The organism is Streptomyces sp. NPDC127129, assembly GCF_042671585.1.
Taxonomy (GTDB): Bacteria; Actinomycetota; Actinomycetes; order Streptomycetales; family Streptomycetaceae; genus Streptomyces.
The window spans coordinates 122,101-131,880 of sequence record NZ_JBHXTV010000016.1; the positions used below are offsets into that span (position 1 = coordinate 122,101).

The window sequence follows — 9,780 nt, forward strand, 5'->3', positions numbered from 1 at the left end:
TCCGTACACCCGTGTGGGTGTTCCCCCGCGCGAGGGTGGTTCGTACGGCTCACCATGGGTTCATGCCGATCTCCGCCGCGCGCCGCGCCGCCCTGCTCCTCGCGACCACCATGTTGCTCGCCGCCGGGGCCACGGGATGTTCGGACGACGACGGCAACGGCGGCTCGGCCTCCGACGCGCCCACGGATCTCACCGAGCTCACCACGCAGACGCTGGAATGGGCGCCCTGTCCGCCCCCGTCGCCCGCCGAGGGCGGCGGCCCCGCACCCTCGCCGCTGCCCGGGGGCACCCCCTGGGAGTGCTCGTTCATGGACGCCCCGCTCGACTACTCCGAGCCGGACGGCGAGACCATCGAGCTGGCCCTGATCCGCGCCCGGGCCCGCGACCAGGCCAACCGCATCGGCTCCATGATCTACAACTTCGGCGGCCCCGGCGGCTCCGGCGTCACCGGTCTGCCGTCCTTCGCCCCGGACTACGAGAAGCTCCGCTCCCGCTACGACCTGGTCTCCTTCGACCCACGGGGCGTCGGCCGCAGCGAGCCCGTCGAGTGCCTGTCCGACAAGGAGCTGGACGCCTACTACGCCCTGGACTTCACCCCGGACGACGCCGCCGAGGAGCGGACCCTCTCCGACGCGCAGAAGCGGTACGCCGCGGGCTGCGAGAGGGAGTCCGGCGAGATGCTTCCGCACGTGGGCACCGAGAACGCCGCCCGAGACCTGGACCTGATGCGCCAGGTCCTGGGCGACGACAAGCTCCACTACTTCGGCATCTCCTACGGCACGCAACTCGGCGGCGTGTACGCGCACCTGTTCCCCAAGAACGTCGGCCGCGCCCTCTTCGACGCCGTCGTCGACCCGAACTCCGGCACCGAGGCGGGCGCCCTCGGCCAGGCCAGGGGCTTCCAGCTCGCTCTGGACAACTTCGCGAAGGACTGCGTGGAGCGCGGCGACGAGTGCACGCTGCCCGGCTCGACGGTCGCCGAGATCGAGGCGTACATCCTCGCCCTCCTCGCCGAACTCGACAAGAAGCCCATCCCCGGGATCGGGGACCGCGACCTCACCCAGACGCAGGCCACCAACGGCATCGCGCAGGCGCTGTACTCCAAGGAGTTCTGGCAGTACCTGGAGCAGGGTCTCGACGCGGCGGACGGCGGCGACGGCGCCCTGCTCCTCGCCCTCTCCGACTCCATGAACGGGCGCGATCAGAACGGCAGTTACAGCAACATCCAGGCGGCCAACGCGGCCGTCAACTGCGTCGACTTCAAGGAGCGCTACACCCTCGGCCAGGCCAAGGAACGGCTCCCGGAGTTCCGCGAGACCTCGGCCGTCTTCGGCGCCTACATGGGCTGGGGTCTGTCGAGCTGCTCCCAGTGGCCGGTCCCGGGCACCTGGGAGCACCCCGACGTCTCCGCGCCCGGCTCCGCCCCGATCCTGGTGCTCGGCACGACGGGCGACCCGGCGACGCCGTACGAGGGCACGCGCGCGATGGTGAACGCGCTCGGCAAGGGCGTCGGCGTGGAGCTGACGTACGAGGGCGAGGGCCACGGGGCGTACAACGGCGGCAACGCGTGCGTGCAGAACACCGTGAACGCCTACTTCCTGGACGGGAAGGTGCCGGTCTCCGGCACCGTCTGCAAGTAGCCCCCGAGGGCCGCCTAGGATGGCGGCTTTCCGGTACGGATCACGGGGGTTGCGCGACATGTCCATACGGATACGGGTGGCGGCACTGGCCGTCGCCGGAGTTCTGGCGGCGGCCGGCTGCGCGGGCCCCGGCGCCGCTGCCGGCCCGACCGCCACCGACGCCAAGCCGTCGCGGGGCGCCGCATCGCCCTCCGCCCGGCCCTCCGCCTCCCTCCCCGCCTCTCTCACCGGCCAGCGCCCCTCCTGGCAGCCCTGCGCGGCGCCCGAGGGCGGCGAGAAGCCCGGCGCCGACTGGCGCTGTGCCGATGTCCGGGTCCCGCTGGACTACGCCCGGCCCGACGGCGGGACGATCGAGATCGCGCTGATCCGCAAGGAGGCCCGCGACAAGGGCGGGCGGATCGGCTCGCTGCTCTTCAACTTCGGCGGCCCGGGCGCCTCGGGCGTCGACATCCTCCCCCGCGCGGCCCGGGAGTACGACGGACTCAACCGCCGTTACGACCTCGTCGGCTTCGACCCGCGGGGCGTCGCGCGGAGCTCCGGCGTGGTGTGCCGGGACGACAGGGAGCTGGCCGCGGCCGAGGGTACGGACGTCACGCCGGACACGGCGGCCGAGGAGGCCGCTTTCGTCGAGGACGGCGCCTCGTTCGGCGCGGGCTGCGCCCGCCGTTCCGGCACGGTCATCCCGCACACCACCACCAGCAATACCGCCCGCGACCTGGACCTGATCCGGCACGTCCTCGGCGACGACAAGCTGAACTACTTCGGCATCTCCTACGGCACCCAGCTCGGCGCCGCCTACGCCCACCTCTTCCCCTCGCGTGTCGGCCGTACCGTCCTCGACGCGGTGGTCGACCCGACGGCGGACGCCACGGGACACGCCAGGAACCAGACCATCGGCTTCCAGCGGGCCCTGGACAACTACTTCAAGAGCACCGGCGAGAGCGCCGCCGAGGGCACCGCCCGGACCGTCCGGCTCCTGGAGGGGCTGGACCGCAGGCCGCTGCGCGTCGGCGACCGCACGCTGACCGAGGGCCTGGCCGTCACCGGCATCGCGATCACCCTCTACGCGGAGAGCAACTGGCCCCTGCTCACCTCCGCCCTGGAGAAGGCCGAGCGCGGCGACGGCTCGGAGCTGCTGCGCCTCGCCGACTGGTACAACGACCGGGACGAGCAGGGCCACTACGGCACCCAGTCCCACTCCCAGCGGGCGATCTCCTGCGCCGACTCCAGCGAACGCCCCACGGGCGCGCAGGCGAAGGCGCTGCTCCCCGAGTTCCGCGGGCTCTCACCCGTCTTCGGCGCGTTCCTGGCGTGGGACACGGCCGGCTGGTGCGCGCGGTGGCCCGTGAAGGGCGAGCGGGCCGACCAGGACGTGAGCGCCCCCGGCGCGGGTCCGGTCCTGGTCGTCGGCACGACCGGTGACCCGGCGACGCCCTACGAGGGCGCCGAGCGGATGGCCAAGGAGCTGGGCGCCGGTGTCGGCGTCCTGGTCAGCAACGAGGGCGAGGGCCACGGCGCGTACGGCACGTCCTCGTGCGTGACGAAGACGGTCGACGCCTATCTGCTCGACGGCAAGGTCCCGGCGTACGGCAAGCGCTGTTCCAGCGGGACGGCGCGCAGCGGGGCATGAGAGAGGGCCCGGACCTGATGTCAGGTCCGGGCCCTTTCCGTTCTTCCCGCGCTCGGGTCTAGTAGACCGGCTTCTCGGGCTCGATCTGGTGCACCCAGCCGATCACGCCGCCGCCGACGTGCACCGCGTCCGCGAAGCCCGCGGACTTGAGCACGGCGAGGACTTCCGCACTGCGGACACCCGTCTTGCAGTGCAGGACGATCCGCTTGTCCTGCGGCAGGTCCTGGAGGGCGGTGCCCATCAGGAACTCGTTCTTCGGGATCAGGCGCGCGCCCGGGATCGAGACGATCTCGTACTCGTTGACCTCACGGACATCGATGATGTCGATGTTCTCGCCCTCGTCGATCCACTCCTTGAGCTGCTTGGGAGTGATCGTCGAGCCGAGCGCCGCCTCCTGGGCCTCCTCGGACACGACGCCGCAGAAGGCCTCGTAGTCGATGAGCTCGGTGACGGTCGGGTTGTCGCCGCAGACCGCGCAGTTCGGGTCCTTGCGGACCTTCACCTGGCGGTACTGCATCTCCAGGGCGTCGTAGATCATCAGCCGGCCGACCAGCGGGTCGCCCACGCCGGCCAGGACCTTGATCGCCTCGGTGACCTGGATGGAGCCGATGGACGCGCAGAGCACGCCCAGGACGCCGCCCTCGGCGCAGGAGGGGACCATGCCCGGCGGCGGGGGCTCCGGGTAGAGGCAGCGGTAGCAGGGGCCGTACTCGGACCAGAAGACGGAGGCCTGACCGTCGAAGCGGTAGATCGAGCCCCAGACGTACGGCTTGTTCAGGAGCACGCACGCGTCGTTGACGAGGTAGCGCGTGGCGAAGTTGTCCGTGCCGTCGACGATCAGGTCGTACTGACTGAAGATGTCCATCACGTTGTCGGCCTCGAGCCGCTCTTCGTGCAGGATCACGTTCACGTACGGGTTGATGCCGAGGACCGAGTCCTTGGCCGACTCCGCCTTGGAGCGGCCGATGTCCGCCTGGCTGTGGATGATCTGGCGCTGCAGGTTCGACTCGTCGACCTCGTCGAACTCCACGATGCCGAGCGTTCCGACACCGGCCGCGGCCAGGTACATGAGGGCCGGCGAACCGAGGCCACCGGCGCCCACACAGAGCACCTTGGCGTTCTTCAGCCGCTTCTGCCCGTCCATCCCGACATCCGGGATGATCAGGTGGCGGGAGTACCTGCGGACCTCGTCTACGGTGAGCTCGGCAGCCGGCTCGACCAGGGGTGGCAGCGACACGGGGACTCCGTTGGTCGGTATGTCAGTACGGTTGTTCTCCCCGTAACACTGCCACGGCCCTCCTCATTCCGAGACACCCGGTCCAATGCGCGAGACGATTTCGTCCCAGTAGCCGGGCAGGGTCTGGAAAGCACCGGTCTGTCCGAAGCGGTCGGTGTGACCGGGATGACCCGTGTGGTCGGTGAAGAAGATCGTGCCCGCTCCCTGCCAGCGGGCGATCCGCATCGCCTCGTCGAGGTGGCTGCGCGGCACCCCGTGGACGAGGTGGACGAACTTCTCCGGCGGATACTCGGCCGTCCACTCGGCCACCTGCGACCAGCGGTAGTCGGTCCACGCCCCGGAGAAGGTGACCAGCTGGTCGGCGGCCTCGGCATAGCCCGGGTACGGATGGGTGCCGTGGCTCAGGACGAGGTGCGCCTCGCCGTCGAGCACCGCCTCCAGCGTCGCCGCGACACGCCTCACCTCGGGCAGGTCGGCCCGGTCGGTGGGGGCACGGTCCAGATAGAACCCGTCGACCTTGTACCAGTCGAGGAAGCGGTGGGCCTCCGAGACGATCTCCCCGAAGTCGCGCGAGCCGTGACGGAGGTCCAGATGCCCGAGGACCTTCACGCCCGCGTTCGTGAGCCGGCCCGCCGCCTCCAGGCAGTGCGGGTCGGGCCGGTCCCCCGGCCCTTCGGCGACGTTGAGCACGGCCCAGTGCAGAGGGGTGCCGGGGCGGGTCAGTTCGGCCCATTCGACGGGCGCGAGCAGCGGGTGGGCGTAGCCGGGGACGCCGACGCCCATCTCCTGCTCCTCGACGGCGCCGACGGTCGTCGTGGGCGTGGTCAGATGCGACACGCCGCCTCCATCCAGATGTCGGCGAGGGATTCCTCGAGGTTGATCCGGGGCCGCCAGCCGAGCCGGTCGCGGGCGGTGCGCACGTCGGCCTGCTGCCAGCTACCGCAGCCGTCGGGGTACGGGTAGGGCGCGGCGGCCAGCTGCTCGGCGATGCTCTCGGTGCGGGGCGCGCCGATGACGGGCCGCTGGGGCGGGCCGTCGAGCTCGTGCAGGGCCCCGGCGTAGCCCGCGACCCTGGCGAGGACGGCGGCGGCGTCGCGGAGCTTGACGGCGCGTCCGGTGCCGATGTTGACGACGCCCTGGGCGGCGGAGAGCGAGGCCGCGTGGACGGCGCGGGCGACGTCGCGCACGTCGACGAAGTCGCGCTGCACGCCGAGGCCGCTGAGCTTGAGCTCGCCGTCGCCGGCCTGCATGGCGCGGCGCATGGCCTCGGCGAGGCGGCCGAGCGGGGAACCGGCGGGGGTGCCGGGGCCGACCGGGGAGAAGACCCGGAGGACGACGGCGTCGAGTCCCGACCCGAGCACCAGCTCGGTCGCGGCGAGCTTGGAGACGCCGTACGGGCCGCCGGGACGGGGCACGGCGTCCTCGGCGGTGGAGGAGCCGGGCTGGGAGGGGCCGTACTCCGAGGCGCAGCCGACCTGGACGAGCCGGGCGCCGCAGCCGCTGCGGCGCAGGGCCTCGCAGACGGTGGCGACGGCGACGGTGTTGTGCCGGGTCAGGTCCCGGGCCCCGCCGCGGGTGGCGCCGGCGCAGTTGACGACGACACCGGGGTGGACGGCGTCCAGGAAGCGGGTCAGGGCGCCGGGGCTGCCCCCGGCGAGGTCGAACCGTACGTCGGCGTCGTCGCCCCGGCCGAGGGCGGTGAGATGTACGGCCGGGTCGGCGAGCAGCCGGTCGGCGACGAATCGTCCGAGGAATCCGTTGGCTCCGAGCAGCAGCACCCTCATCGTGCGGCCCCTTCGTGCCGACCGGCCGTTGCTGGAAGTTGGGTGGTCATGTCTCTTTCGTCTCCTTGGGATGGGTCCTGCGCGGTGGGTGCGCCCGCGGCGTCGGCTCCGCGGGTGCGCCTGGGTTCAGGGGATGGGGTGCCGCTCGGGCGGCGGGGGAGGTGGCGCGCCGGTGTGACGGCCCCCTAGGGGGTGGCGTGGGCCGAGGCCCGGGAGAGGGTGGCGGTGGCGTGGGCGAGGAGGCCGAGCGCCGCACCGCCGCAGACGAGGGCGGGTACGGCTCCGGGTCCCCAGGTGTCGACGAGGGCGCGGACGGGGGCGGCCAGGAGGTCGCAGCCGGGGACCCGGCCGGCGAGGACGCTCGCGAGGGCGAGCGCCTCGGCGGCGCAGGCCGCGGCGAGGCCGCTCGCCGCGGTCTCGGGGAATCCGTGGACGGTGAGGAGCCGGGCGAGCAGGAGCAGGGTGCCGAGGGCGAGGGCGCCGGGGGCGAAGCCGGTCAGGGTCAGCAGGCCCGCGAGGACGGCGATGTGGAGGGCGACGGCGGCGAGGAGCACGGGGCGGGTCCCGGCGGCGAAGTCCTCCAGTCCGCGGCTGGCGGCGAGCCTGCGGCGGGCCGTGGCGGCGAAGAGCCGGGCGCACCAGGCGGCGGGGGCCACGGCGAGGGCGAGGCCGAGGAGCGGGGCGGGGGTGACGGGCCAGGCACCGTCGGGTCCGCCCGCGAGGGCCGCCTGGAGGAGACCGTCCCCGCCGAGCGCGTACGCGAGGAGCCAGAGGGTCCAGACGCGGGCGGCGGGGACGGTGCGGCCGGCGGCGCGCAGGGGGCCGCGCCGTACGGCGACGGCGAGCGCGGCGGCCAGGCCGAGGGCCCCGGCCGCGCCGACGGCGAGGCGCACGGGCCCTTCTGTGAGCGCGAGTCCGGTGACGGTGAGGGCGGCGACGGCGGCGGGCGCCAGGGCGGCCAGGGTCCACCCGGCCCACCCGGCGTGCGCCTCACCCTCCTGCGCGGGGCGCACGGGCGCCCCGTTTCCACGCGGCACGCGCGCGTACAGCTCTTCGGCGAGCGAGAAGACGTCCCGGTGCCGGAACCGGGCGGCGGTCCGGTCGGTGACGCCGTGCGCCTCGAGCCCTGCGGCGATCTCCAGCGGGTCGACGGCTCGCTCGCACAGCTCCCGGTGCCGGTGCATGAGCGCCTTGACGGGATCGGCGGGCCCTCGCCGGGCGGGCTTGGCCGGGAGGCCGGGGGCCGTGACCTCCCGGGCGGGGGGAGCGGTGGCCGGCTCCTCGCCCCGCGGTCCCGGAAGCTGCGCCCCGCCCGCCCGCAGGTCGAGCCCCGCACCTGCGTCCACGGGCGCGGCGAACGAGCCGGCCGGCGCGGGCGCGGTCACCGCACTGGGCGCCACCGGGAGCGCGTCCTCGGACGCGGGCGTCTCCGTGAGCCACTCGGTGTCCCGGGGCGCGGGCGTCTCCGTGAGCCACTCGGTGTCCCGGGGCGCGGCGCGGTCGACCGTGCCCGTACTCGTACCCGTGCCCACCGTCGCCGGGTCCGCGGGGCGCGCCTCGGTGGCGTGGCCCGGAGGGCCCGGCCTCTCTGCGGCTTCCGTGGTCACGGAGACCGTCACGGCCACCGTCAGGGCCTTCGTCCCGAGGAGCGCCTCGGAGTGGGAGTCCCAGGGGCCGGGGGTCGTGGGGGCGGCGGGGCCGCGCATGGGGGTGCCTCCTTCAGGCATCGGCGTCTCCCGGTCCGCTGGTCGCGCTCACGGGCTGGTCCGCCCAGGCGCCGGGGACGTACGCCTCCGCCGGGTGCGCGAAGGGGACGCCCTCCGCGGCACGGCGGCGCACCGGCGAGTGGGAGAGGAGTTCGAGGTAGATGCCGCGGAACGCGGCCAGGTTCTGCTCGACCGTGAAGAGTTCGAGCGCGCGCGCCCGCGCAGCCGCCCCCAGCCGGTACCGGCGCTCGGGGTCGCGCAACAGCGCCAGGCACGCGTCCGCGAGCGCCCGCGGATTGCGCGGGGGCACGACGAGTCCCGTGCCGCCGATGACCTCCACGACCGCGCCGACGTCCGTCGAGACCGTCGCCCGCGCGCAGAACATCGACTCGACGAGGCTGATCGGGAACCCCTCGACGACGCTGGAGAGGACGACGACGGCCCCCGCCGTGTACGCCTCGGCGAGCGTCGGCGCCTCCGGCCCGCCGATCTCCTCGAACGAGACCGGGTTCTCGCCGACGGCGTGCGCCCCCGGTGCCTCGTCGGGGAAGAGCTGGGCCGCGAGCGCCTTGCAGTGCGCGATGTAGGCGTCCGCCCCCGGCTCGCGCACCGGCGCTGCGATGATCCGGAGCCGTACGTCCGGCTGCGCCTTGCGGACCTCCGCGAAGGCGTGCAGCAGGGCGATCAGGTCCTTGGCGGGTTCCACCCGGCCGACCCAGACGAGGGTCGCCGGGTCACCGCTCTCCTCGTCCTCGCCGACCTCGGTGAACCGGTCGGACTCCATGCCCGGGTAGACCGTGCGCAGCTTGGCGCGGTCGGCGCCGCACCGCTCCTGCCAGCGCCGGGCGTGGGTGTTGCCGGGGGTGAGGAGCGAGGCCTGCCGGTAGACCTCGCCGGCGAGCCGGCCGTGGAAGCCGGCGAGCAGGGCGCGGACGGGCGCCGACCGGGGCGCTCCGCCGGTCGCGAGATAGTGCGCGCGCAACTGGACGCCGTACTCGGTGACCAGCAGCGGCGTCCCGAAGAAGCGTTTGGCCAACAGGCCGGGCAGCGCCGCCGATCCGCCCGAGGCGGCGTGGCAGAGGTCGACCGCACCGAGGCCGTCCTCTCCGTACCAGTCGAGCGAGAGCGGCCGCAGGGCGCGCTCCAACTGGTCGACGGTGTCGAGGTAGTCGGGCACGGTGGCGTCGGCCACGCTCCGGCGCGCGCCGGGGGCGTGGCAGGCGGACTCCAGGGTGCGGACGGCGCGTTCGGAGCGGAGGGCCGCGTAGAGGCCGCCGTGCTCGCCGGCGAGTTCGGCCAGCCCGTGGAGTCCGTCGGCGAAGCGGTCGGCGGCGGTCGTGCCGTCTTCGGCGCAGATGCCGGTCACGAGCGCGCCGAAGTGCTCGGCGAAGCGCCGCCGTTCGCGCCGCCCGTAGGTGTGGCCGTCGTCCTCGGGGGCCCAGAGCGAGGCGGTGCGCACGCGCCGGACCTGCGGGGGCAGGGCGACCCAGCCGGTCTCCTCCTGCCGGGCGCTGCGGCCGAGGGCGTACACGTCGAACTCGTGCGGCGCCAGCCCGCGCACGAGCCGGTCGCACCAGAGCCTGGACTCACCCGTGGCGTACGGGTAACCACCCTCCGTCAGCAGTCCGATCCGCATGAGTACACCCCCGATCTCGCTTGACTCCCGGCCGCCGTGGTTCCGGCGACTCTCAGCGGGATGAACGTAAGCGGATGTACCGGTGGGGGGGGGGGGCGGGGGGGGGGGGGGGGGGGGGCCGGGGGGGGGGGGGAGTGTTAAGACTGA

Annotated in this window: 7 protein-coding genes; 2 read left to right on the forward strand and 5 right to left on the reverse strand. The window is 73.8% G+C overall.

Annotation, left to right across the window (positions count from 1 at the left end; translation table 11 throughout):
* The first annotated feature begins 62 nt into the window (after window positions 1-62).
* Together ACFVGW_RS28325 and ACFVGW_RS28330 are read left to right on the forward strand one after the other, a co-directional pair.
* Window positions 63-1,640, forward strand: coding sequence for an alpha/beta hydrolase (locus ACFVGW_RS28325; RefSeq protein ID WP_385853925.1), 1,578 nt, complete (start codon window positions 63-65; stop codon window positions 1,638-1,640).
* A 58-nt stretch (window positions 1,641-1,698) separates the two neighbouring features.
* Window positions 1,699-3,270, forward strand: coding sequence for an alpha/beta hydrolase (locus tag ACFVGW_RS28330; RefSeq protein ID WP_385853926.1), 1,572 nt, complete (start codon window positions 1,699-1,701; stop codon window positions 3,268-3,270).
* Window positions 3,271-3,328: 58 nt separating this feature from the next.
* On the opposite strand, the gene moeZ is transcribed toward ACFVGW_RS28330, so the two are convergent.
* The 5 genes from moeZ to pelF form a co-directional block, all read right to left on the reverse strand.
* Window positions 3,329-4,507 (reverse strand): adenylyltransferase/sulfurtransferase MoeZ, encoded by a 1,179-nt coding sequence (gene moeZ / locus ACFVGW_RS28335; RefSeq protein ID WP_352191274.1) that lies wholly within the window; start codon window positions 4,505-4,507, stop codon window positions 3,329-3,331.
* A 63-nt stretch (window positions 4,508-4,570) separates the two neighbouring features.
* Complete coding sequence (locus ACFVGW_RS28340) at window positions 4,571-5,344, reverse strand: spherulation-specific family 4 protein (protein WP_383228390.1); 774 nt, start codon at window positions 5,342-5,344, stop codon at window positions 4,571-4,573.
* Window positions 5,332-6,291, reverse strand: a complete 960-nt coding sequence (locus ACFVGW_RS28345) for an NAD-dependent epimerase/dehydratase family protein (protein WP_352191273.1) — start codon at window positions 6,289-6,291, stop codon at window positions 5,332-5,334. The genes ACFVGW_RS28340 and ACFVGW_RS28345 overlap by 13 nt, the downstream gene beginning before the upstream one ends.
* 185 nt (window positions 6,292-6,476) lie before the next feature.
* Complete coding sequence (locus tag ACFVGW_RS28350) at window positions 6,477-7,997, reverse strand: hypothetical protein (RefSeq protein ID WP_385853927.1); 1,521 nt, start codon at window positions 7,995-7,997, stop codon at window positions 6,477-6,479.
* Window positions 7,998-8,010: 13 nt separating this feature from the next.
* Window positions 8,011-9,633 carry a GT4 family glycosyltransferase PelF gene (pelF, locus tag ACFVGW_RS28355; protein ID WP_385853928.1) on the reverse strand — a complete coding sequence of 541 codons (1,623 nt, stop codon included), beginning with the start codon at window positions 9,631-9,633 and terminating at the stop codon, window positions 8,011-8,013.
* Between the last annotated feature and the right edge of the window lie 147 nt (window positions 9,634-9,780).

What these genes read in the sequence shown, in the direction of transcription:
- ACFVGW_RS28330 (WP_385853926.1), top strand. Translation starts at nt 1,699, where the DNA reads ATGTCCATACGGATACGGGTGGCGGCACTGGCCGTCGCCGGAGTTCTG.
- ACFVGW_RS28350 (WP_385853927.1), bottom strand. Translation starts at nt 7,997, where the DNA reads ATGCGCGGCCCCGCCGCCCCCACGACCCCCGGCCCCTGGGACTCCCAC.
- pelF (WP_385853928.1), bottom strand. Translation starts at nt 9,633, where the DNA reads ATGCGGATCGGACTGCTGACGGAGGGTGGTTACCCGTACGCCACGGGT.
- ACFVGW_RS28325 (WP_385853925.1), top strand. Translation starts at nt 63, where the DNA reads ATGCCGATCTCCGCCGCGCGCCGCGCCGCCCTGCTCCTCGCGACCACC.
- ACFVGW_RS28345 (WP_352191273.1), bottom strand. Translation starts at nt 6,291, where the DNA reads ATGAGGGTGCTGCTGCTCGGAGCCAACGGATTCCTCGGACGATTCGTC.